Raw genomic sequence first — 21,584 nt, 5'->3', positions numbered from 1 at the left:
CCGGTGCTCGGACGACTCGTCGAATTCTCCCTGACCCAGCGGGTGCTGGTGCTGGTGGCGGCGGCCGGGCTGGCACTGGCCGGTGTGCTGGCGTTCCTGGCGCTGCCGGTGGATGCCTATCCGGACATCGCCCCGGCCCAGGTCAAGCTGATCCTGAAAGCGCCGGGGATGACCCCGGAAGAAGTGGAAAGCCGGGTCGTGGCGCCGCTGGAGCTGGAACTGCTGGGCCTGCCCAACGGCACCATGCTGCGTTCCACCGCCAAGTACGCCATCGCCGATATCACCCTGGATTTCGCTGAAGGCACCGACATCTACTGGGCGCGGCAGCAGGTGGCCGAGCGTTTCGGCAATGTCGACCTGCCGGCCGGGGTTGGTGGCGGGCTGGCGCCGATCGCCACGCCGCTGTCCGATCTTTTCATGTTCACCATCGAAGGCGGCGATCTGGAGCTGTCCGAGCGGCGCGCGCTGCTGGACTGGGTGATCCGTCCGGCACTGCGTACCATTCCCGGTGTGGCCGACGTCAACGCGCTCGGTGGCGAAGTGACCAGTTACGTGGTGGTGCCGGACCGCGCCGCGCTGTCGGCGGCCGGGCTGCATTTCCGCGATCTGGTCGAGGCGCTGGAGCGCAACAACCGCAACGACGGTTCCGGCCGCCTCGGCGATGGCGAGGAGGCGCTGGTGGTGCGTGCCGAAGGCGCGGTGCATACCCTCGAGGACCTGCGCGGCATCGTGCTGCGGGTGCAGGATGGCATCCCGCTGCGGGTCGGCGACGTCGCCGAGGTACGTGCCGATGGCATGACCCGCTATGGCGCGGTCACCCGGGATGGCGAAGGCGAGGCGGTGCAGGGCATCGTGGTCGGTCTGCGCGGGGCCGATGCTGGAGCGGTGGTGCAGGCGGTGCGCGCGCGGCTGGCCGAGCTGGCACCGCAGCTGCCGGCCGGAGTGCGGATCGAGCCGTTCTATGACCGCAGTGCGTTGATCGATCGCGCGGTGGGCACCGTCACCAAGGCGCTGCTCGAAGCCACCGTGCTGGTGGTGGTGTTGCTGCTGCTGTTCCTGGGCGAGCTGCGCGCGGCGCTGGTGGTGGCCCTGACCCTGCCGTTCGCCGCGTTGTTGACCTTCCTGCTGATGCGTGCGTTCGGCATGAGTGCGAACCTGATGAGTCTGGGCGGCCTGGCGATCGCCATCGGCATGCTGGTCGATGCGGCGGTGGTGGTGGTGGAAAACACCGTCAGCCGGCTTGATCCGCACGCCCCCGGTGCGCGCCTGCCACGGGTGCACCGGGTGTTTGCCGCCGTGCGCGAGGTGGCCACGCCGGTGGCCTCGGGCATTGTCATCATCTGCCTGGTGTTCCTGCCGCTGCTGACCCTGGAAGGGCTGGAGGGCAAGCTGTTCGGCCCGGTCGCGTTGACCATCGTGTTCGCGCTGGCCGGCTCGCTGCTGCTGTCGCTGACGGTGATTCCGGTGCTGGCCTCGCTGTTGCTGCGTGAGCGCCCGCACGCCGAGCCGTGGCTGATGCGCAAGCTCGATGGCCTGTATACGCCGCTGCTGGACGGTGCGCTGGCGCAACCGCGACGGGTCGCGGTCGCCGCCGCCATCGCGCTGGTGCTGGGGGTGACGGCATGGTTCGGGGTCGGCAAGGCGTTCCTGCCGACCATGGACGAAGGCGATCTGCTGGTGCAGCTGACCAAGCTGCCGTCGATCGGCATCGAACACAGCATCGAACAGGATCTGGCAATCGAGGGTGCATTGAAGGCGCGGGTGCCGGAGATCGAACACGTGGTCGCGCGGGTGGGTTCGGACGAACTTGGCCTGGATCCGATGGGCCTGAATGAAAGTGACGTGTTCCTGCAGCTCAAGCCCAAGTCGCGATGGCGCAGGTCCGACAAGCAATGGCTGGCCGACCAGATCCGCACCGTGCTGGAAGATTTCCCGGGCATCGAATTCGGCTTCACCCAGCCGATTGAAATGCGGGTCAGCGAGATGCTCACCGGCAGCCGCGGCGATGTGGCGGTCAAGGTGTTCGGGCCGGACCTGGCCACCGTGAACCAGCTCGGTACTCGCATTGCCGAGGTGCTGGAAGGCATCCCCGGCGCGCAGGATGTGCTGGCGCAGACGGGCGAGGGTGTGGAATACCTGCGGCTGCGGATCGATGCGCAGGCCGCGGGCCGCGCCGGGCTGGCGGTGGCCGATGTGCAGGACGAGCTGCGCGCGCAGATCGAAGGCCTGCCGGCCGGCACGGTGATCACCCCGGAACGGCGGATCCCCGTGCTGGTGCGTGGCGATGGCGGCGTGCAGCAGGATCCGGCGCGCTTCGAGCGGCTGCTGCTGGCGCGCGGCGATGGCCCCGGCGAGGTGCCGCTCGCGGCGCTGGCGGATATCGAGCGCAGTACCGGCCCGGTGGCGGTGCGTCGCGAGAACGGCTCGCGCTTCGCGCTGGTGCAGAGCAATGTCGATGGCCGCGATCTGGTCGGTTTCGTCGAGGAGGCGCGCGCCAGCGTGGCGCAGGATGTGGTGCTGCCGGAGGGCTACCGCATCGTCTGGGGCGGCCAGTTCGAGAACCAGCAGCGTGCCGCCGCCCGTCTGGGCATGGTCATCCCGGTGGCTATCGGCCTGATCTTCCTGGTGCTGTTCTCCACCTTCGGCTCGATGCGGCAGGCGCTGCTGGTGCTGGGCAACGTGCCGTTCGCGATGGTCGGTGGCGTGCTCGCGCTGTGGCTGACCGGGCAGTACCTGTCGGTGCCGGCCTCGATCGGTTTCATCGCCCTGCTGGGGATCGCCGTACTCAATGGACTGGTGCTGGTCGAACACTTCAACCAGCTGGCCGCCACCGGCATGGGCATGCCGGCGGTGGTGCGCGAGGGCGCAAGGCGGCGCCTGCGCCCGGTACTGATGACCGCCAGCATCACCGCCTTCGGCCTGGTGCCGCTGCTGTTCGCCAGTGGCCCCGGTTCGGAGATCCAGCGTCCGCTGGCAATCGTGGTGATCGGCGGGCTGCTCAGCTCGACCGCGCTTACCCTGTTGCTGCTGCCGGTCCTGTTCCGCCGCTTTGGAGCACGTTGATGGAACTGCGTCGTCTGAATCTGGTTTTTCCCCCGGTGCTGGAGGATGCGGTGATCACCGCCCTGCTCGAGATGCCCGATCTGCCGGGTTTCACCACGCTGCGTGGCGAAGGCCATGGCAGCGGCTTCGAGCAGGCCAGTGCCAAAGAGTGTGTGCGTGGCCGCGTCGCCCGCAGCATGGCGTGGCTGGTGCTGCCGGCCGGGCGCGTGGACGAAGTGCTGGACGGCCTGCGCCATCAGCTTCCCCACCCGGAAGTCACCTGGTGGTGCGAGGTTGTCGAACGTTTCGGGAGGCTGGCATGAAGCGTCTGCCGCTGTTGCTGGCGCTGGCAGGCGGCCTCGCTGCCCCCGGCGCGGTCCTTGCCAGCCCGGATGATGCCGGCTACCTGCCGCCCGAAACGCTGGTCCTGCAGGCCATCGCCGCGCATCCGCAGGTGCTGGCCGCGCGCGCCGGCACCGCGCGCGCCGATGCCCAGTCGCGCGGTCTTGCCGCCGGCCCGCATGAGCTGACCTTCAGCGTGATGTCGCAGCAGCGGCGCGTGCGCAACGGGCCGCAGTTCCATGAATATGAAGGCCAGCTCAGCCGTGGCGTGCGCTTGCCGGGCAAGGCGCGGCTGGACCGGGAAATCGGCCGGCTCGGCAGCGAGGTTGCCGGCCTGCAACTGGCCGACGCCGAACACCAGGCCGCGCGCCTGCTGCTGGCGCAATGGATGGACTGGCTGCGCGCCGAAGGCGGGCTGGCGCAGGCACAGACGCAGCACGAACTGGTGCGGCGCGATCGTGATGCGATCCAGCGCCGGGTACGTGCGGGCGATGCCGCGCTGCGCGAGCTGGACAGTGCCGATGCCGCCGTGGCCCAGGCGCAGGCGCAACTGACCGCAGCGGCGGCACAGCGCGAGTCCACACGTGCCGGGCTGGGTGCCACGTTCCCGCAGATCCCGTTGCCGGAGCGGGCGCCGGCACTGCCCGAACCGGCGTCCGATGGCGATGCGGCGCAACTGCATATCGACCACATCATCGACCGCAGCCACGAGATCGGTGCCGCCGAGCGCGAGGCCGAACGGCTGCAACGGTCGGCGCAGCGTGCCCGGGCCGAGCGCCGGCCGGACCCGAGCGTGGGCCTGCGCTGGCTGGACGAACGCGGTGGCGAGGAGCGCTCGCTCGGGGTTGTGGTCAGCATTCCGTTTGGCGGCGCGCTGCGTTCGGCCAGTGCCGATGCCCAGCAGGCCGATGCCGAGGCCGGCAGCGCGCTGGCGGCCGGGATGCGCCGTGCGATCTGCCGCGAGGCCGAACAGACCGTGCGCCATGCCGATGCCAGCTACCGCGTGTGGCGGGACAGCCAGCGTGCGCTGGAAGCGGTGCGCGCCAGCACGGCCCGCGCCCGCCGTGCCTACGTGCTGGGTGAAGCCGGCATCGCCGAGCTGATCGCGGCGCAGCGGCAGGAACAGGAAAGCGCGCTGGCCGAGTCCAACGCCCGTGCCGACGCACTGGAGGCGGCGCTGCTGATCCGCATCGACGCGCACGAGCTGTGGCATGACGCTGCGGATGGCGATCGCTGACCTGTAGTCGGCAAACGAATGGGCCGGATCAGCGCGGGCCCGTCACCACAGCAGGTCGCGCAGCTTGTACCAGGACATCGCCGCCACCAGCAGCGGCCGGCGCAGGGCCGCGCCGCCGGGGAAACTGCGGTGCGCGATGCGCTCGAACACATCCAGCCGCTGTGCCTGTCCGGCGATGGCGGCGGCGATCACCTCGCCGGCCAGTCCGGTGCTGGCCACGCCGTGGCCGGAGAACCCCTGCGCGAAGTAGACGTTCGGCGTGAGCCGGCCCCAATGCGGGGCGCGGTTGCGGGTGATGTCGATATAGCCGCCCCACACATAGTCCAGCGTCACATCGGCCAGCTGCGGAAACACGCGGCGCATGCGCCGGGTCATGCTGGCACGCAGGCCCGGCGGCGGCAGTGCCGAGTAGTTGGCCTGGCCGCCGAACAGCAGGCGGTGGTCGCGGCTGAGGCGGAAGTAATCCAGCGCCCAGTTGCTGTCGGCCACGGCCATGTCGTTGCCGATCAGCGCCCTGGCACGCGCTTCACCCAGTGGCTGGGTGGCGCCGATATAGGTGCCGACCGGCATCATCCGTGTTTCCAGCTCCGGGGCGATGCCCTGCAGCCAGGCGTTGCCGGCCAGCACCACGAAATCGGCCTCGACGTGGCCCTGCGCGGTATGCAGCACCGGCCGGGTGCCGCGTTCAAGGCGGGTGACCGGCGAATGTTCGTGAAGGGTGACACCCGCCGCTGCGGCCGCGCGTGCCAGTCCCTGCGCATAGGCCAGCGGGTGCAGGTGGCCACTGGCGGCGTCGAACACCGCGCCCCGGTAACGGTCGCTGGCCAGCACCTGCCGCAGCCGCGTGCGGTCCCACCATTGCAGCGGATAGTCGTAGCGCTGCGCCATGCGCTCGAGATCGGCATGCAGGGCACGTTCCTGGCGGGCGTGGATCGGCACGCTGGCGTAGCCGTCACGCCAGTCGCAGTCGATGCCATGGCGGGCGATGCGCTGTTTCAGCAGGGCCATGCCATCGCGCGAGAAGTCGAACAGCAGCCGGGCATCGGCATCGCCGAGCAGCCGCTCGATCGTGTCCTGATCGCAGCCATAGCCGACGATGGCCTGGCCGCCATTGCGGCCGGACGCGCCCCAGCCGATCCGTTCGGCCTCCAGCACGGTCACCCGGTAGCCTTTTTCCGCCAGCGCCAGCGCCGCGGTCAGCCCGGTGTAGCCGGCGCCCAGTACCGCCACATCGGCACTGGAACGGCCGCGCAGCGGCGGGCGCGGCGGGGTTGCCGGCACGCTGGCGGCATACCAGCTGGCCGGGTAGTCGGGTGAAGCCTTGTCCTCGGCCATCAGGCGCTGCGGTCAACGGAGGGAACGGACGGGAAGTGTAACGGTCCGCCTGTCGTGGTTGCCTAAACATGGAGGCGGCGGTAGCGTGGCTGCACGCCTCGCCGCCGGGGCAGGGCATCTGCGCTGGAGGCGGGCACCCGTCAGCCAATCGAAGCAGACCCCCATGACATCGCGCCCGCGTACCCGCAAGACCGCTGCCAGCGTGCAGGAAGAAAGCTCCCTGCTGCGCTGGCTCAAGGAACGGCATATCACCGAGGTCGAGTGCCTGGTGCCGGACATCACCGGCAACGCACGCGGCAAGATCATCCCGGCCGACAAGTTCTCCCACGACTACGGCACGCGCCTGCCCGAGGGCATCTTCGCCACCACGGTCACCGGCGATTTTCCCGATGACTACTACGATCTGACCTCGCCGGCCGACGCGGACATGATCCTGCGCCCGGACCCGGACACCGTACGCATGGTGCCGTGGGCCACCGACCCGACCGCGCAGATCATCCACGACTGCTACACCAAGAGCGGCCAGCCGCACGAGCTGGCCCCGCGCAACGTGCTGCGGCGGGTGTTGCTGGCCTACGCGGAGCTGGGCTTGAAGCCGGTGGTGGCGCCGGAGGTGGAATTCTTCCTGGTGCAGAAGAACACCGATCCGGACTTCCCGCTGCTGCCGCCGGCCGGCCGCTCCGGGCGCCCGGAAACCGCCCGCCAGTCCTACTCGATCGACGCGGTCAACGAGTTCGACCCGATCCTGGACCTGATGTACGACTACTGCGATGCGATGAAGCTGGACGTGGACACGCTGATCCACGAATCCGGCGCGGCGCAGCTGGAGGTCAATTTCACCCATTCCGATGCGATGTCGCTGGCCGACCAGGTGTTCCTGTTCAAGCGCACCATGCGCGAGGCGGCGCTGCGCCATGGCGTCTATGCCACCTTCCTGGCCAAGCCGATGGAAACCGAGCCGGGCAGTGCGATGCATATCCACCAGAGCCTGGTGCGGGTCGCCGATGGCCGCAACGTATTCGCCGGCAAGGAGGAGGGCGAGTCCAGCGAACTGTTCGAGAACTACCTGGCCGGCCTGCAGAAATATGTGCCGATGGCGATGGGCTTCTTCGCGCCGAACGTGAATTCCTACCGGCGGCTGGTGTTCGGCGAGGTTTCGCCCAGCAACGTGGAATGGGGCTTCGACAACCGCACCTGCGGCCTGCGCGTGCCGATGGATACGCCGGAAAACGCCCGTGTGGAAAGCCGTTTCGCCGGTTCCGACGCCAATCCCTATCTGGCGATGGCCGGCACCCTGGCCTGCGGCCTGCTGGGCATCCGTGAGCGGCTCAAGCCGACCCCGCCGATCACCGGCAATGCCAAGGGGCTGGGCTATGAGCTGCCCCGCTCGCTGGGCGAGTCGCTGGACGGGCTGGAAGGCTGCGAGGCGCTGCAGGAGCTGCTGGGGCACCGTTTCTGCCGCGCCTACATCTCGGTCAAGCGCAAGGAGTACGAGACCTTCTTCCGCGTGATCAGCTCGTGGGAGCGTGAATTCCTGCTGCTCAATGTCTGACCCATGGCTTGGCGCGGAAAATTCCGCCCCGGGCTTTTCCCCTTCACTGTCGCCCATGGGACAATGCGCCGCTGCCGGTTTGTCCGGTTCCCCCCCCACTTCCGGATAACCACTGGAGACATCATGAAGCTGCACATCCTCACCGCCGGTATCGCCATTTCCCTGCTCGCCGCCTGCGGTGGCAAGGACCCGGCAGGCACGGCCGCCGATGGCGGCGAGGCCAAGGTCCTCAACGTCTACAACTACTCGGACTACATCGCCGAGGACACCATCCCCAACTTCGAGAAGGCGACCGGCATCAAGGTCACCTACGACGTGTTCGACAGTGACGAGATGGTCGAGACCAAGCTGCTGACCGGCAACAGCGGTTACGACATCGTGGTGCCGACGCTGAACTTCTTCGGCCGGCAGATCCAGGCCGGCGTGTTCCTGCCGCTGGACAAGAGCAAGATCCCGAACCTGGCCAATCTCGACCCGGCGGTGATGGCGCGCATTGCCGGGCAGGACCCGGACAACAAGTACGGCGTGCCGTACATGGTCGGCACCACCGGCATCGGCTACAACGTGGCCAAGCTCAAGGAACGCTTCGGTGGCAGCACCGAGATCGCCAACAGCTGGGACCTGGTGTTCAAGCCGGAAAACATCGCCAAGATGAAGGATTGCGGCGTCACCCTGCTCGACACTCCGTCGGACATGATCCCGGTGGCTCTGCATTACCTGGGCGAGGATCCGCACAGTGCCGACCCGGTGGTGCTGCAGAAGGCCGCCGATCTGCTCAAGTCGATCCGCCCGTACGTGCAGAATTTCCATTCCAGCCAGTACGTGGGTTCGCTGGCCAATGGCGGCACCTGCCTGGTGGTCGGCTGGTCCGGCGACATCATCCAGGCCCGTGACCGTGCCGAGGAAGCCGGCAACGGCGTGGAAGTGGCGTATTCGATTCCGAAGGAAGGCGCGCCGCAGTGGTTCGACATGCTGGCCATTCCGAAGGATGCCAAGCATCCGGAGAACGCCTACGCCTTCATCAACTACCTGCTGGAACCGCAGGTGGCGGCCAACAACACCAATGTCACCCAGTACGCCAACCCGGTGACCGCGGCCACGCCGCTGGTGGACGAGGCGATCCGCAACGATGCCACCGTCTACCCGCCGGCCGATGTGGCCGACAGGATGTTCACCTACGCGATCAACAGCCCGCAGACCGACAAGCTCTATACCCGTCTGTGGACCGAGATCAAGACCGGCCGCTGATCAGCCGGCATCGGCGTGGCACCTTCCGGCCCCCATGCCGTCGCATGGGGGCTGTTTTCCTTCCGGCCGTGTGGCCGGTGCGGGCGGCTTTCACCGGCCTTCGCCATCTGCGGCGATAGCCTCATGCCGGATGCGGCGGCACAAGCGCCATCGCATCGGCGGGCAGGGACCGGCTGCCAGTGCGGGTGCCGCCACCGGCCGCCACCGGCCAGATGGCGCGAAGCCGCAGCCGAAACCCGGGGGCTACACTACGCCCGTCTTCCACCTGCCCGAGCCCGGAGCCTGAGCACATGCCTGTAGAAGCCAAGCCGGATGCCGTTGCCCTGAACAACGCCCCCGGCTACCTGTCCATCCGCGACCTGCGCAAGGAATTCGACGGTTTTGTCGCCGTCGAAGACGTCAATCTGGATGTGCGCAAGGGTGAGATATTCGCGCTGCTGGGCGGTTCGGGCAGTGGCAAATCGACGCTGCTGCGCTGTCTGGCCGGGTTCGAAACCCCGACCAAGGGCAAGATCCTGCTCGACGGCCAGCCGATCACCACGCTGCCGCCCTACGAGCGGCCGATCAACATGATGTTCCAGTCCTATGCGCTGTTCCCGCACATGACGGTGGAGCAGAACATCGCCTTCGGCCTGAAGCAGGACGGCATGGCCAAGGATGCCATCACCCGCCGTGTCGGCGAGATGCTGGAGCTGGTGCAGTTGCAGAAGCTGGGCAAGCGCAAGCCGCACCAGCTCTCCGGCGGCCAGCAGCAGCGCGTGGCGCTGGCGCGCTCGCTGGCCAAGGGGCCCAAACTGCTGCTGCTCGACGAGCCGATGGGCGCGCTGGACAAGAAGCTGCGCTCGAAGATGCAGCTGGAACTGGTCAACATCATCGAACAGCTGGGCGTGACCTGCGTGATGGTCACCCACGACCAGGAAGAGGCGATGACCATGGCCACCCGCATCGCGGTGATGGACCAGGGCTGGATCCAGCAGATCGGCAAGCCCGATGACATCTATGAGCAGCCGGCCAACCGCTTCGTGGCCGGTTTCATCGGCTCGGTGAACCTGTTCGAGGGCGTGATCGACGAGGACCTGCCGGAATACGTCACCGTGCGCACCGGCGATTTCCCGGCGCCGATCTATGTCGGCCACGGCATCACCTGTTACGAGGGGCAGCCGGTGGCATTCGCGCTGCGTCCGGAGAAGGTGCATATCGCCAAGGACGAGCCCGAGGGCACGAGCAACAAGGCGTTCGGGGTGGTCGAGGACATCGCCTATTTCGGCAGCCATTCCGTGTACCACGTGCGCCTGCCCAGCGGCGCCAAGATCCTGTCCAACTTCGCCAACATGAAGCGCTGGGACAGCGACGGCATCACCTGGAACGATGAAGTGTGGGTGTCCTGGGACGACAACGACGGCGTGGTGCTGACCTCATGAGCGCGCGCGGCCCAAACCAGACCGGCTGGCGGCGCTGGCTGCCGGGGATCCGTGCCGGGGTGATCGGCGTACCGTACCTGTGGCTGCTGCTGTTCTTCGCGATCCCGTTCCTGATCGTGTTGAAGATCTCGTTTGCGAAGATGGTGGTGGCGATGCCGCCGTACACCTCGATCGTGGCGTACGTGGACAACGCCTTTACCATCAACCTCAACCTCGGCAACTACACCCAACTGTTCGCCGACAGCCAGTACGTGGTCGCCTACCTGAGCTCGATCAAGATCGCGCTGGTGTCCACGCTGCTGACGCTGCTGATCGGCTATCCGATGGCCTATGTGATCTCGCGCATGTCGCCGTCGGCGCGCAACATCGCCATGCTGCTGGTGGTGCTGCCGTCGTGGACCTCGTTCCTGATCCGCGTCTATGCGTGGATCGGCATCCTCGACAGCAACGGCCTGCTCAACCGTACGCTGATGGGCATCGGCCTGATCGACGAGCCGCTGCGCATCCTCTACACGCCGTTGGCGGCCTATATCGGCATTGTCTACTGCTACCTGCCGTTCATGGTGCTGCCGCTGTACGCCAATCTGGTCAAACTCGACCACCGCCTGCTGGAGGCGGCCTACGATCTTGGCGCCAAGCCGTGGCAGGCGTTCTTGCGTATCACCCTGCCGCTGTCGCGCAGCGGCATCATCGCCGGCTGCATGCTGGTGGCGATCCCGGCGGTGGGCGAGTTCGTCATCCCGGAAATGCTCGGTGGCCCGGACACGCTGATGATCGGCCGGGTGCTGTGGGGCGAGTTCTTCAACAACCGAAATTGGCCGCTGGCCTCGGCGGTGGCGATCGTGATGCTGATCCTGCTGCTGATTCCGATCCTGATCTTCAACCGCGCGCAGCAGCGCGAGCTGGAAGGGAGGCTGGCATGAGCATGCCGCGGCGCACCTCGTGGCTGGGCTGGGGCATCCTGCTGCTCGGCTTCGCCTTCCTGTACCTGCCGATCCTGCTGTTGATGCTGTATTCGTTCAACTCGTCGCGGCTGGCGACAGTGTGGGCGGGGTTCTCGACCAAGTGGTATGGCGAGCTGTTCCGTGACCGCCAGCTGCTGCAGGCGGCGTGGATCAGTCTGAAGATCGCGTTCTGGACCGCCACCGCCTCGATGGTGATCGGCACGATGGCGGCGATGGCGATGACGCGTTTCAAGCGCTTCCCCAGCAAGACCCTGTTCGGGGCGCTGATGACCGCGCCGCTGGTGATGCCCGAAGTGATCATCGGTCTGTCGATCCTGCTGATGCTGGTGTCGATGGGCGGCCTGTTCGGGCTGCCGTCCAAGGGGGTTGTGGCGATCTGGATCGCACATGTCACCTTCACCATTTCCTTCGTCACGGTGGTGGTGTCCTCGCGCCTGCAGGAGTTGGACCGCTCGCTGGAGGAAGCGGCGATGGACCTGGGCGCGAACCGGCTCAAGGTGTTCTTCCTGATCACCCTGCCGATCATCGCCCCCGCACTGATGTCCGGCTGGCTGCTGGCCTTCACGCTGTCGCTGGATGACGTGGTGATCGCCAGCTTCGTCGCCGGCCCCAGTTCGACCACGTTGCCGATGAAGATCTTCGCCTCGGTGCGTATGGGCGTGAGCCCGAAGATCAACGCGCTGGCCAGCCTGCTGGTGCTGGCGGTGTCGCTGGTGGCGGTGCTGGGCTGGTGGATCTCCGCGCGCGCCGACAAGCGGCGCCAGCGTGACATGCAGCTGGCACTGCAGGAGAACGGCTGAGGGAACCGCCCGGCATTGACGGGCGGCTGGCCCGCAGTGCGGTTTGCGGCTGGCCCGCCGAGGCTGCCGGGCACATCCCGGCAAGGTTCCGGCAGCGCCCAGCCGTGCTGTGCGCAGGCGGGCCTGTTTACCCGCGCGCAACGCGCCGGCCGTTACCATTCCGGCATCCGTCGAATGCAGGAATGGCGTCATGGCCGCTTATCAGACCCTCAATCCCTACACCGGTCGCGCGCTGCGCACGGTCGAGCTGATGGGCACCGCCGCCATCGAGCAGCGGCTTGCCGCCGCCGAGGCGGTGTTTCCGGTGTGGTCGGGGCTGGCGCTGGAGCATCGCGCCGCGCTGCTGCGCAAGGTCGCCGAGGGCCTGCGCCGGTGGCGTGATGAACTGCAGCAGACGATGACCCGGGAAATGGGCAAGCTGCGTGGCGAAGCGCTGGCGGAGATCGAGAAGAGCGCGTCCGTCTGCGAGTACTACGCCGAGCACGCGGCCGGCTACCTGCAACCGCAGCCGATTCCCACCGAGGCGCAGCGCAGCTATGTGAGCTACCAGCCCATCGGCTGCGTGCTGGCGGTGATGCCTTGGAATTTCCCGGTGTGGCAGGTGTTCCGTTTCCTGGCGCCGGCATTGATGGCCGGCAACGTGGCGCTGCTCAAGCACGCCAGCAATGTGCCCGGCTGCGCCGACCTGATCGCCACGGTGCTGGCCGAGGCCGGCGTACCGGCCGGTGTGTTCGACGTGCTGCATATCGACAACGAGCAGGCCGCCGGGGTGCTGCGCGACCCGCGGATCAAGGCGGTCACGCTGACCGGCAGCGAGCGGGCCGGGCGCGCGATCGCCGCCAACGCCGGCGACCAGTTGAAGAAATGCGTAATGGAACTGGGAGGCAGCGACGCCTTCGTGGTGCTGGAGGATGCCGACCTCGATGTCGCGGTCGCCGCGGCGGTGAAGTCGCGCTTCGACAACGCCGGGCAGACCTGCATCGCCGCCAAGCGTTTCATCCTCGTCGAAGCGGTCGCTGAGGATTTCGTGCGGCGTTTTGTCGAAGCGGCAAAAGCGAGGGTCTATGGCGATCCGCAGGATGCGGCGACCACGCTGGCGCCGCTGGCGCGCGCCGACCTGCGTGATGAACTGCAGCGGCAGGTGCGGCAGAGCATCGACAAGGGGGCGAAGGTACTGCTTGGCGGTGAGCCGCTGGCCGGCACCCATGCCGGCTACCCGGCAACGATCCTCGACCATGTGGGGCCGGGCATGCCGGCCTACACGCAGGAACTGTTCGGGCCGGTGGCGGCGATTCTGCGGGTGAAGGACGAGGCCGAGGCGGTACGCGTGGCCAACGACACGGTGTTCGGCCTGGGCGGCAGCGTGTGGACGGGCGATGCGGCGCGCGGAGAGAAGGTCGCCTTGCAGCTGCGCTGTGGTGCGACCTTCGTCAATTCGGTGGTCAGGAGCGATGCGCGGCTGCCGTTTGGTGGCACCAGGCGTTCGGGTTTCGGCCGCGAGCTGGGCGCGCACGGCATCCACGAGTTCGTCAACATCAAGACCGTCTACGTCGCTTGAGCGCCGGCGCCGATAGGCCGACTGTGCTTACAGCCAGCCGGAGCGTTTGAACAGGCGGTACAGCACCACGCAGGTCACGCTGATGCCCACGATCAACAGCGGGTAGGCATAGCGGCCGGCCAGTTCGGGCATGCCGGTGAAGTTCATGCCATACCAGCTGGTGATCAGGGTGGGGGCGGCCAGCAGCGCAGCCCAGGCGCCGAGGCGTTTGACGGTTTCGCCCTGTGCCAGCGTGACCAGTGACAGGTTCACGCTCAATGCGGTGCCCAGCATCTCGCGCAGGGTGTCGATGGCGTCGTTGATGCGGGCGGCGTGGTCCTGCACGTCACGCAGGTACAGGCGCACCTCTTCGTTGACCAGCTGCGCCTGGTTGCGCTGCAGCTGGGCGAGCGCATCCTGCAGCGGCGCCACCGCCAGCCGCATCTTGTTGAGCTCGCGCCGCAGTTCGTACAGGCGGATCACCGTGCGGCGCTTGTAGTCCTCGGAGAAGATGTCCTTTTCCAGCAGGTCCAGGGTGTCGCTGAAGCTGCTGGTGATCGGCAGGTAGTTGTCGACCACCGCATCCAGTACCGAGTAGAGGCAGAACGACGGGCCCATCGCCAGCAGTCCGGGCTCGCGCTCCAGCCGCGCCCGCACCGGCGCGTAGGACAGCGAGGCGCCGTGGCGTACCGTCAGCAGGAAGCGCGGCCCCAGGAAGGCGTGGGTCTCGCCGTAGCGGATGCGCTCGTCCAGCACCTGCGCGGTGTGCACCACGACGAACAGCGAGTTGCCGTAGGTCTCGATCTTGGGGCGCTGGTGCGCCTTGCGGGTGTCTTCGATGGCCAGGTCATGCAGGTTGAACTCTTCCTGCATCTTCTCCAGCACCGCATCGTCCGGCTCGTACAGCCCGACCCAGACAAACCCCTTGGCATCGCTGGCCAGCACATCGCTGATGTTGTCCAGCGCCAGCGTCTGCGGCGTGCCGTTTTCGTCGTACCAGGTGCAGTTGATCACGCAGGCCGGATTGTCCGGCAGTGCGGAAGCGGGGGAGGTCATGCGGGCTGTTCCCGGCTGCCAGCAGACAGCGCCGGCTTGCCAAGCACGGCTGCCAGCAGCAGGTGGATCGGCAGCAGCAGCACGATCCACTGCATGTTGAATTGCGCCTGCAGTGACAGCCAATGCACCGGCAGTGCGGCCAAGGCGATCACCGCCAGTAACCCGGCGACGAGACCGAACCAGTGACCCGGCTGGCGTCCACGCAGCAGCCTCAGCGCGCCGGGAATCAGGACAAGCGCCAGGGGATTGAGCAGCAGCAGGTTGCGGTTGGCCCATGCGGCTTGGTGCTCGCTGAAGCCCCACAGGTAGGTCAGCACCGCGCCGGCAACACCGCACAGCAGCCAGAACAGCAGCGCGAAACCGGCAACTGCGCGCGGCTTGTGACGGAGGTGGAACAGCGCGGCGGCAACGGCCAGTCCGAGCAGCAGCCATGGCCACCAGACGCGAGCATGCTCGCCCGGTTCCGGCGCCAGCCAGTGCGGCAACAGCTCCTGTTCGGTTTGCACCAGTGGCCGCCCTTCGCTGTTGCGGACCTCACGCAGGCTGTCGGCCAGCCGCATCGGCACGAAGGCTTCCTGCCAGCGGGACAGCGGCTGGTCGGCCCACGGACCGAGGCCCAGGTCGAATCCCAGCCACATCCACGGCGATGGCGAGGCCAGCCGCACCGACTCGCTGCGATACGTGTTGCCACGCGAGCGGCCGGCCAGTTGCGATTGCAGGGCACCGCCCATCGCCTGGTCCAGGCTGTCGCGCACCATCGTGGCGCAGTTGGCGGTGAAGTAGTCGTAGCGGTAGCGCGCGTTCTCCGGCTTTGCCCGCTCGGCCAGCGCCTCGGCCAGCGCCGTGGCCTGCTGTGGTGGAAGATCCAGCCACTGCAGGCTGGCGCCGCGCCCGTCGTCACGGTACTGCGCCAGATCTTCGTCCAGCGGCAGCGCCACCAGGTAATACATCATGTGGCCGCGAATGAAGTTGCCGATGAAGTCCGGCTCGGCCGGATCGAAGTAGCCGAAGTTGTAGGAGGTGGCCTGGCCGCTGGCCGGATCGACCACCACCAGCGCGTCATGGCCGAAGCGCTCGAAGAAGATCTCCCCGGGCTGCATCGTCACCACGCCGATACGCGGTGCCGGCCGGGCGTCGCTCGCCGGCTGTGCGCTCACGGGGGCGAGGCACAGCAGCAGGAACAGCAGCGCGACGATGGACAGCAGCCGGGGGAAGGGCACGGTGCTCAGTCCTCGTCCCGGGACTCGGGCGGCAGCACGGTGACGTGGAATGCCAGCACGCGGCGCGCGTCGGCGCGGGCCACGCGGAACACGAAACGGTCCAGGGTCAGCTCGTCGCCGGTTTCCGGAAGATGGCCGATGGCCTCGGTGACCAGCCCGCCGATGGTGTCGTAGTCATCGTCGGAGAAATCGGCACTGAAGCGCTCGTTGAAATCCTCGATCGCGGTCAGTGCGTCCACCACGTAGCGGCCATCGGCCTGGATGGCGATCTGCGCGGTGTGGTCCTCGGCTTCGTCATGCTCGTCGTCGATCTGGCCGACGATCTGCTCCAGCACGTCCTCGATGGTGACCAGACCGGCAACACCGCCGTACTCGTCCACCACGATCGCCATGTGGTTGCGCGACAGCCGGAACTCCTTGAGCAGCACGTTGAGCTTCTTGGATTCGGGAATCAGCACCGCCGGCCTCAGCAGCTCGTGCACGCTGCGGTAGTCGCCGTTGGCGACCACGCCGCGCAGCAGGTCCTTGGCCAGCAGGATGCCGAGGATGTCGTCCTTGTTCTCGCCGTGCACCGGGAAGCGCGAATGGCCCGATTCCACCACCAGCGTCATCAGGTCAAGGAACGGGGAGGTGACCGGCAGCGAGACCATGTGCGAGCGCGAGATCATCACATCGCCGACGGTCAGCTCGGACACCGCGATGGCGCCTTCCATCATGCGCAGGGTGTCGGCGGCGATCAGGCCATCCTGTTGCGCCGTCTGCAGAACGGCGACCAGTTCGTCACGGGTATGGGGTTCGCCGGAGAAAGCCGCGCTCAGGCGTTCAAGCCAGCTGCGTTTCTTCTCGCCATGCTCCGGCGCGGTACTACTGTCGTCTTCAGACATCTCTTGGGTTGACTGCACCCGGCAGGCCGGGCGGTGACGGCAGTCTAGCAAAATGTCGGCGGCGGACCGCTATGCCTGCGGCGGTGCGGTGACGCTGCCTGCGGGGGCCGGTGGCAGCTCGTCATCGGCCGGGATGTCGAGGCTGTAGGTGCAGCCGGCAAGGGTTTTGCCGGGGTGCGACTTGACGTTGGAAACGCTCAGGATCACCGATTCGATCAGGGCCTCCCCGGTTTTGGCGTCGATCACGTCGCGGCTGACCAGCTCGCGCCCGGCCATGAACTTGTCCTCGGCGTCATAGCCGGTTTCCAGTTCCAGTTGCGTGGCCAGCACGCGCGGATCGGGCAGGTCGAGGATCGCCACGACGGTGGCGCCGGCCATGGCGATATGGTCGGAACGGTGGCCGAACACGGTGATCGGCTCCAGAAGCCGGTATTCGGCCATGAACAGGTTGCCCTGCGGCAATGGCCGCCAGCCCAGCGCGACCGCCTTGAGCGGGTCGTTGGCGATGGGCGCCAGCGCAGCGAAATCGCTCACGCTCTGGCGGCATTCGATCAGCGCCGGCAGGTCCACCGGCGAGGACGCGGCGGCCGGCGGGGCGAGGACGAGCAGCAGGCAGGGCAGCAGGCGTTTCATCGGGCGGGCTCAGCGTTCACCGGTGTAGGGATCGGCGATGCCCAGTTCGGCGAGGATCTCGCGCTCGAGCTGTTCCATCGCCTCGGCCTCCTTGTCGTCCTCGTGGTCCCAGCCGAGCAGGTGCAACACGCCATGGACGGTGAGATGGGCGTAATGGGCGTTGAGCGGCTTGCCCTGTTCCCCGGCTTCGCGTGCGACCACCGGCGCGCAGATCACCAGATCCCCCAGCAGCGGGAACTTCACTTCCTCGGGCAGACCCTCGGGCAACTCCGCCGGGAAGCTGAGCACGTTGGTGGGGTAGTCCTTGCCACGGTAGTGGTGGTTCAGTGAGCGGCCTTCCTTGGCATCGACCAGGCGGATGGCGAGGTCGGCTTCACGGATGCGGTTCTTCAGCGCCGCGGCCACCCACTTGCGGAAGCTGGTTGCCGCCGGCAGTCCGGCGCGGGGCAGGGCGTAGCTGACGGCGACATCAAGACGGGTGGGGCCCTTGGTCATGGCGGGTTCCAGCATTTAAGACGGTACAGAGGCGCACAGTATCGCGCGCAAGGCGTGTCACTGCGACTTCCATTCGTCGGCTGCATAGGTGATTTCGATGACTTCGGCAGACCTGCGTGACTGTTCGATGCCGGCTTGTCCGGCAGAGGAGTGGCAGTTGTAGCCCTGGTGTTGACGGCTCTGGCGGACCAGTTCCACAGCACCTTGTTCGGGCGTGGTGTCCGGGTTCAGGTAGATGGTCGCATTGGCACATTCACCGACGTTGGCCACCTGCAGGGCGGGGATCAAGGTGCGCGCGGCAAGGTCGGTCAGGCTGTCGAACGACTCCTGCGTGATGCGCTCCTGGGCGGCGGAGGCACGCAGTTTGAAGTAGTAGAGCTGCTTGTAGAAAAGGTAACCACTGGAATACATGGGCCAGTCGCGAGGCTGCAGATTGAAGCGCATCTGCAGCTTGTGCCCGGTGACCCTGCCGGTATCGGCAATGGCTTTCATCACGGCGGCGTCGATGTCGTTGGCCGGGACGCTGTCTTCGGGTTCTGCGCCAGACAGCGGGAACGGGCTGTCGTGCAGTTCCTGCACCTGCGTGTAGATGTTCTGTTTTACTGCCTGCGCGATGTCGTAGCGGAACCCCTTCATGCCGTCGTCCACTGCCGAGGCCGGGTCCAGGCGCCCGGCAGGGTAGACGTATACGTCGAAGCGGGTTTCCTGGTGGCCCTTGAGCATGTACCGGAAGCCGGCGCCGGAGTACTTCTGGTTGGCATCGTAACTGGCACCTTCCAACTCGAAATCGCCCACCTGTTTTGGCGCGATCAGGTAGCTGGTTTCAACATACGGACGCGATTGACTGGCGGGCGCTTTCCTGGCGGCGACGGCGGGAATGCTCGTCGCCAGCATCAGTGTGGCAAGGGACAGCAGTAGATATGACCGGGACATGGCACCTCCTCTGTGCGGGCGATGTCCCGAGTGTACGGCCTACTCGGTGCCGGGTTTGACCTGCTGCAGGTCGCGGTGCTCGTAGGCGTTGACGATGCGCGCGACCAGCGGATGGCGGACCACGTCGCGGGCCTCGAAGAAGCTGAAACTCACGCCTTCCACGCCACGCAGCACCTCGATGGCATCGCGCAGGCCGGATTTGACGTGCTTGGGTAGGTCGGTCTGGGTGAGGTCGCCGGTGATCACCGCGGTCGAGCCGAAGCCCAGCCGGGTCAGGAACATCTTCATCTGTTCGATGGTGGTGTTCTGGGCCTCGTCGAGGATCACGAAGGCGTCGTTGAGCGTGCGCCCGCGCATATAGGCCAGCGGCGCGATCTCGATGACGTTCTTCTCCAGCAGCTTGGCCACCTTCTCCACGCCGAGCATTTCGTACAGCGCGTCGTACAGCGGGCGCAGGTAGGGGTCGACCTTCTGGCTCAGGTCACCGGGCAGGAAGCCGAGTTTCTCGCCAGCCTCCACCGCCGGGCGCACCAGGATCAACCGCTGCACACGCGCCTCGTTGAGCGCATCCACCGCCATCGCCACCGCCAGGAAGGTCTTGCCGGTGCCGGCCGGGCCGATGCCGAAATTGATGTCGTGGGTGGCGATCTGGTGCAGGTACTTGGACTGGTTGGCGCCGCGGCCGCGCACGGTGCCGCGCTTGACCTTGATCGCCACGTCCTGCGCCTCGTAGGCCTGTTCGGTCACATGCGCGACGTTGGCACGGTTCAGACGCAGGTGGATGGCGTGGTTGTCGAACACGGTATCGGCGGCTTCGGCATACAGGGCCTTGAGCAGTTTTTCCGCCTCGCCGGTGGTCTTGCCGGGGCCGCTGATCCTGAAGATGTGGCCGCGGTTGGCGATCTCCACGCCCAGTCCGAGTTCGATCTGGCGCAGGTGCTCGTCGAACGGGCCGGCGAGGTTGGCCAGCCGCTCGTTGTCTTCGGGCTCGAGGGTGAAATTGCGATGAGTGGTTGCAGTCATGGAATGAAGATGGTGCCGGTGGATGCGGTATCAATGCCGCAGGGCGGGAAACAGTGGCGTGATTGTCGCATCGGCCGGCAGCTGCGGCCGCTGGTGGCGTGGTCCCGGAGCGGCAGTGCCCGCAGAAGGCGAAAGCCGGCACTTGAAATTTAATTGTCCGTTCAATTAAATCAGGCGATGACGCGAACAACCTCCAGAAAGGCAGGTGCAGGCAGCGGGCCGGCTGCGACGGCTGCATCCGCAGGCAATGGCGCACGGCCGTCCCGCCCGCGTGCGCCGGGACGGCGTCCGGCAGCCGACCGGGTCGATCTGCGTGCCCGCCTGCTGGATGCGGCGCTGGCCTGTTTCAGCCGGCAGGGAATCCAGGCGACCTCGTTGCGCGATATCGCCCGCCATGCCGGGGTGACCCCGGCGCTGGTCCACTATTACTTCGGCGACAGGCAGCAGTTGCAGCAGGCGGTGGTGGCCGAGCGGCTGGGGCCGGTGATGGCTGGCGTCCATGCCGCGATGGCCGACGCCGGCGACGACTTGGCGGCGCAGGTCGGCGCTTTTGTCCGCGGCATCACCGGCGCGGTGGCGGCACATCCCTGGCTGCCGGCGCTGTGGGTGCGGGAGATCCTGTGCGAAGGTGGCGCGCTGCGTGCGGCGATGATCGAGCGCGTCGGTCCGGTGCTGCCGCAGGCGCTGGCGGCACGATTTGCCGCGGCACAGCAGGCCGGCCAGCTCAATCCGCAGCTGGACCCGCGGCTGCTGGTGGCGTCACTGGTGGGGCTGACGATGTTCCCGCTGGCGAGTGCGCCGATCTGGCAGCAGCTGTTCGGCATGGATGAACTGGGAGCCGATGAGGTGCAGCATCACGCACTGGCGCTGTTGTTGCGCGGACTGGAGCTGGGACATGGCTGATCGACGGATCTGGGCGACGATCGTGGTGGCATTGCTGGCCGCCGGCTGCACGCGGCAGCCGCCACAGGCACTGGGCACGCTGGAATGGGACCGGGTGACGCTGCCGGCACCGGCTTCGGAGCGGATCGTGCGCATCGACGTGCGCGAGGGCCAGCAGGTTGTCGCAGGGGAGCCGTTGATGCAGCTCGAGCCGGCCCACACCCGCTCGCAGCTGGAGGCGCTGCAGGCGCAGGCCGCGCAACGGGACGCGGCCCTGCTGGAGCTGCGCCATGGCCCGCGTGCGGAGGACATCGCCCAGGCCCGGGCCACATTGGCCGCGGTGCAGGCGCAGGCGCGCGAGGCGCAGGCCTATTACGCGCGGGTGCAACCGCTGGGGGCGCGACAACTGGTGGCGGCTTCGGAACTGGATCGCGCCCGTGCCGCCGCACAAAGTGCGCATGCGCAGGTGCAGCAGGCCAGTGCGGCCTTGCTCGAACTGCAGCACGGCAGCCGCTCCGAGCAGCTTGCGCAGGGCGTGGCGGCGCTCGCCTCGGTGGAGGCCAGTGCCGAGGCGCAGTCGATAGCGCTGGACAAGCTGGCGCTGGTCGCGCCGCGTGCGGGACGGGTGGACAGTCTTCCCTACAAGCTCGGCGACCAGCCCGCCACGGGCGCCCCGCTGGTGGTCCTGCTGGTGGGAGAAACGCCGTATGCGCGCGTGTACCTGCCGCAGGCGCTGCGCAACCGCGTGCAGGTCGGCGACACCCTGCGCGTGCAGTTGCAGGGACAGACGCAGGTATACCCGGGAAGGGTGCGCATGATCCGCAGCGAACCGGTGTTCACGCCGTACTTCGCGTTGATCGGGCAGGACGCCGAGCGCCTGAGCTATCTGGCGGAAATCAGCCTGGGCGAGGAGGCGACCACGTTGCCGGTCGGTGCACCGTTGCGGGTCGTGGCCGATGACGAGCGCTGATCCGGGGGC

The 21,584-nt window shown here is 67.3% G+C and carries 19 protein-coding genes; 11 read left to right on the top strand and 8 right to left on the bottom strand.

Features of this window, described 5'->3' with window-relative positions:
* Nucleotides 1-3 precede the first annotated feature (3 nt).
* From ACSBPQ_RS09920 to ACSBPQ_RS09910, 3 genes are read left to right on the top strand one after another with little or no spacing between them, the layout of a single operon-like run.
* Nucleotides 4-3,063, top strand: coding sequence for an efflux RND transporter permease subunit (locus tag ACSBPQ_RS09920; RefSeq protein ID WP_442681990.1), 3,060 nt, complete (start codon nucleotides 4-6; stop codon nucleotides 3,061-3,063).
* Nucleotides 3,063-3,365 (top strand): DUF3240 family protein, encoded by a 303-nt coding sequence (locus tag ACSBPQ_RS09915; RefSeq protein WP_442681989.1) that lies wholly within the window; start codon nucleotides 3,063-3,065, stop codon nucleotides 3,363-3,365. The genes ACSBPQ_RS09920 and ACSBPQ_RS09915 overlap by 1 nt, the downstream gene beginning before the upstream one ends.
* Entirely contained in the window at nucleotides 3,362-4,621 is a 1,260-nt protein-coding gene (locus tag ACSBPQ_RS09910; RefSeq protein WP_442681988.1) for a TolC family protein, read from the top strand. The genes ACSBPQ_RS09915 and ACSBPQ_RS09910 overlap by 4 nt, the downstream gene beginning before the upstream one ends.
* A gap of 42 nt (nucleotides 4,622-4,663) precedes the next feature.
* On the opposite strand, the gene ACSBPQ_RS09905 is transcribed toward ACSBPQ_RS09910, so the two are convergent.
* Nucleotides 4,664-5,956, bottom strand: a complete 1,293-nt coding sequence (locus ACSBPQ_RS09905) for an NAD(P)/FAD-dependent oxidoreductase (protein WP_442681987.1) — start codon at nucleotides 5,954-5,956, stop codon at nucleotides 4,664-4,666.
* 163 nt (nucleotides 5,957-6,119) lie between these two features.
* On the opposite strand from ACSBPQ_RS09905, the gene ACSBPQ_RS09900 reads away from it, so the two are divergent.
* The 6 genes from ACSBPQ_RS09900 (at nucleotide 6,120) to ACSBPQ_RS09875 (ending at nucleotide 13,500) form a co-directional block, all read left to right on the top strand.
* Nucleotides 6,120-7,508, top strand: coding sequence for a glutamine synthetase family protein (locus ACSBPQ_RS09900; protein ID WP_442681986.1), 1,389 nt, complete (start codon nucleotides 6,120-6,122; stop codon nucleotides 7,506-7,508).
* A 123-nt stretch (nucleotides 7,509-7,631) separates the two neighbouring features.
* Nucleotides 7,632-8,756: a polyamine ABC transporter substrate-binding protein gene (locus tag ACSBPQ_RS09895; RefSeq protein ID WP_442681985.1), complete on the top strand. Its 1,125-nt coding sequence runs from the start codon at nucleotides 7,632-7,634 to the stop codon at nucleotides 8,754-8,756.
* 290 nt (nucleotides 8,757-9,046) lie between these two features.
* Complete coding sequence (locus ACSBPQ_RS09890; RefSeq protein ID WP_442681984.1) at nucleotides 9,047-10,177, top strand: ABC transporter ATP-binding protein; 1,131 nt, start codon at nucleotides 9,047-9,049, stop codon at nucleotides 10,175-10,177.
* Nucleotides 10,174-11,100, top strand: a complete 927-nt coding sequence (locus tag ACSBPQ_RS09885; RefSeq protein ID WP_442681983.1) for an ABC transporter permease subunit — start codon at nucleotides 10,174-10,176, stop codon at nucleotides 11,098-11,100. Before ACSBPQ_RS09890 ends, ACSBPQ_RS09885 begins: the two co-directional genes overlap by 4 nt.
* Nucleotides 11,097-11,942 carry an ABC transporter permease subunit gene (locus tag ACSBPQ_RS09880; protein WP_442681982.1) on the top strand — a complete coding sequence of 282 codons (846 nt, stop codon included), beginning with the start codon at nucleotides 11,097-11,099 and terminating at the stop codon, nucleotides 11,940-11,942. Before ACSBPQ_RS09885 ends, ACSBPQ_RS09880 begins: the two co-directional genes overlap by 4 nt.
* A 190-nt stretch (nucleotides 11,943-12,132) precedes the next feature.
* Nucleotides 12,133-13,500, top strand: coding sequence for an NAD-dependent succinate-semialdehyde dehydrogenase (locus tag ACSBPQ_RS09875; protein ID WP_442681981.1), 1,368 nt, complete (start codon nucleotides 12,133-12,135; stop codon nucleotides 13,498-13,500).
* A 27-nt stretch (nucleotides 13,501-13,527) separates the two neighbouring features.
* Here the strand turns inward: ACSBPQ_RS09875 and ACSBPQ_RS09870 are convergent, their stop codons facing one another.
* The 7 genes from ACSBPQ_RS09870 to ACSBPQ_RS09840 form a co-directional block, all read right to left on the bottom strand.
* Nucleotides 13,528-14,535: a magnesium and cobalt transport protein CorA gene (locus ACSBPQ_RS09870; protein ID WP_442681980.1), complete on the bottom strand. Its 1,008-nt coding sequence runs from the start codon at nucleotides 14,533-14,535 to the stop codon at nucleotides 13,528-13,530.
* Nucleotides 14,532-15,755, bottom strand: coding sequence for a lipoprotein N-acyltransferase Lnb domain-containing protein (locus ACSBPQ_RS09865; RefSeq protein WP_442681979.1), 1,224 nt, complete (start codon nucleotides 15,753-15,755; stop codon nucleotides 14,532-14,534). Before ACSBPQ_RS09865 ends, ACSBPQ_RS09870 begins: the two co-directional genes overlap by 4 nt.
* 5 nt (nucleotides 15,756-15,760) lie before the next feature.
* Nucleotides 15,761-16,639: an HlyC/CorC family transporter gene (locus ACSBPQ_RS09860; protein WP_442681978.1), complete on the bottom strand. Its 879-nt coding sequence runs from the start codon at nucleotides 16,637-16,639 to the stop codon at nucleotides 15,761-15,763.
* 69 nt (nucleotides 16,640-16,708) lie between these two features.
* On the bottom strand, nucleotides 16,709-17,272 hold the full coding sequence (locus ACSBPQ_RS09855) for a hypothetical protein (protein ID WP_442681977.1): 564 nt from the start codon (nucleotides 17,270-17,272) through the stop codon (nucleotides 16,709-16,711).
* Between the two features lie 9 nt (nucleotides 17,273-17,281).
* Nucleotides 17,282-17,767, bottom strand: a complete 486-nt coding sequence (gene ybeY / locus ACSBPQ_RS09850) for an rRNA maturation RNase YbeY (RefSeq protein ID WP_442681976.1) — start codon at nucleotides 17,765-17,767, stop codon at nucleotides 17,282-17,284.
* Nucleotides 17,768-17,824: 57 nt separating this feature from the next.
* The gene (locus ACSBPQ_RS09845; RefSeq protein WP_442681975.1) at nucleotides 17,825-18,700 is read right to left on the bottom strand and encodes a hypothetical protein; all 876 of its coding nucleotides are present in this window, start codon (nucleotides 18,698-18,700) and stop codon (nucleotides 17,825-17,827) included.
* 39 nt (nucleotides 18,701-18,739) lie between these two features.
* The gene (locus tag ACSBPQ_RS09840) at nucleotides 18,740-19,723 is read right to left on the bottom strand and encodes a PhoH family protein (protein WP_442681974.1); all 984 of its coding nucleotides are present in this window, start codon (nucleotides 19,721-19,723) and stop codon (nucleotides 18,740-18,742) included.
* A gap of 177 nt (nucleotides 19,724-19,900) precedes the next feature.
* On the opposite strand from ACSBPQ_RS09840, the gene ACSBPQ_RS09835 reads away from it, so the two are divergent.
* Together ACSBPQ_RS09835 and ACSBPQ_RS09830 are read left to right on the top strand one after the other, a co-directional pair.
* Entirely contained in the window at nucleotides 19,901-20,626 is a 726-nt protein-coding gene (locus ACSBPQ_RS09835) for a TetR/AcrR family transcriptional regulator (protein WP_442681973.1), read from the top strand.
* Nucleotides 20,619-21,575, top strand: coding sequence for an HlyD family secretion protein (locus ACSBPQ_RS09830; RefSeq protein ID WP_442681972.1), 957 nt, complete (start codon nucleotides 20,619-20,621; stop codon nucleotides 21,573-21,575). Before ACSBPQ_RS09835 ends, ACSBPQ_RS09830 begins: the two co-directional genes overlap by 8 nt.
* Nucleotides 21,576-21,584 lie beyond the last annotated feature (9 nt).

Source organism: Stenotrophomonas sp. JC08 (genome assembly GCF_052180205.1).
Lineage (GTDB): Bacteria > Pseudomonadota > Gammaproteobacteria > Xanthomonadales > Xanthomonadaceae > Stenotrophomonas.
This window is presented reverse-complemented; position numbering and strand designations above follow the sequence as displayed.

Bases quoted from the DNA above. Each gene is read 5' to 3' on its own strand.
- ACSBPQ_RS09830 (WP_442681972.1), top strand. From the start codon at position 20,619: ATGGCTGATCGACGGATCTGGGCGACGATCGTGGTGGCATTGCTGGCC.
- ACSBPQ_RS09860 (WP_442681978.1), bottom strand. From the start codon at position 16,639: ATGTCTGAAGACGACAGTAGTACCGCGCCGGAGCATGGCGAGAAGAAA.
- ACSBPQ_RS09880 (WP_442681982.1), top strand. From the start codon at position 11,097: ATGAGCATGCCGCGGCGCACCTCGTGGCTGGGCTGGGGCATCCTGCTG.
- ACSBPQ_RS09895 (WP_442681985.1), top strand. From the start codon at position 7,632: ATGAAGCTGCACATCCTCACCGCCGGTATCGCCATTTCCCTGCTCGCC.
- ACSBPQ_RS09855 (WP_442681977.1), bottom strand. From the start codon at position 17,272: ATGAAACGCCTGCTGCCCTGCCTGCTGCTCGTCCTCGCCCCGCCGGCC.
- ACSBPQ_RS09845 (WP_442681975.1), bottom strand. From the start codon at position 18,700: ATGTCCCGGTCATATCTACTGCTGTCCCTTGCCACACTGATGCTGGCG.
- ACSBPQ_RS09900 (WP_442681986.1), top strand. From the start codon at position 6,120: ATGACATCGCGCCCGCGTACCCGCAAGACCGCTGCCAGCGTGCAGGAA.
- ACSBPQ_RS09870 (WP_442681980.1), bottom strand. From the start codon at position 14,535: ATGACCTCCCCCGCTTCCGCACTGCCGGACAATCCGGCCTGCGTGATC.
- ACSBPQ_RS09885 (WP_442681983.1), top strand. From the start codon at position 10,174: ATGAGCGCGCGCGGCCCAAACCAGACCGGCTGGCGGCGCTGGCTGCCG.
- ACSBPQ_RS09910 (WP_442681988.1), top strand. From the start codon at position 3,362: ATGAAGCGTCTGCCGCTGTTGCTGGCGCTGGCAGGCGGCCTCGCTGCC.
- ACSBPQ_RS09915 (WP_442681989.1), top strand. From the start codon at position 3,063: ATGGAACTGCGTCGTCTGAATCTGGTTTTTCCCCCGGTGCTGGAGGAT.
- ACSBPQ_RS09875 (WP_442681981.1), top strand. From the start codon at position 12,133: ATGGCCGCTTATCAGACCCTCAATCCCTACACCGGTCGCGCGCTGCGC.
- ACSBPQ_RS09890 (WP_442681984.1), top strand. From the start codon at position 9,047: ATGCCTGTAGAAGCCAAGCCGGATGCCGTTGCCCTGAACAACGCCCCC.
- ACSBPQ_RS09840 (WP_442681974.1), bottom strand. From the start codon at position 19,723: ATGACTGCAACCACTCATCGCAATTTCACCCTCGAGCCCGAAGACAAC.
- ACSBPQ_RS09835 (WP_442681973.1), top strand. From the start codon at position 19,901: ATGACGCGAACAACCTCCAGAAAGGCAGGTGCAGGCAGCGGGCCGGCT.
- ACSBPQ_RS09905 (WP_442681987.1), bottom strand. From the start codon at position 5,956: ATGGCCGAGGACAAGGCTTCACCCGACTACCCGGCCAGCTGGTATGCC.
- ybeY (WP_442681976.1), bottom strand. From the start codon at position 17,767: ATGACCAAGGGCCCCACCCGTCTTGATGTCGCCGTCAGCTACGCCCTG.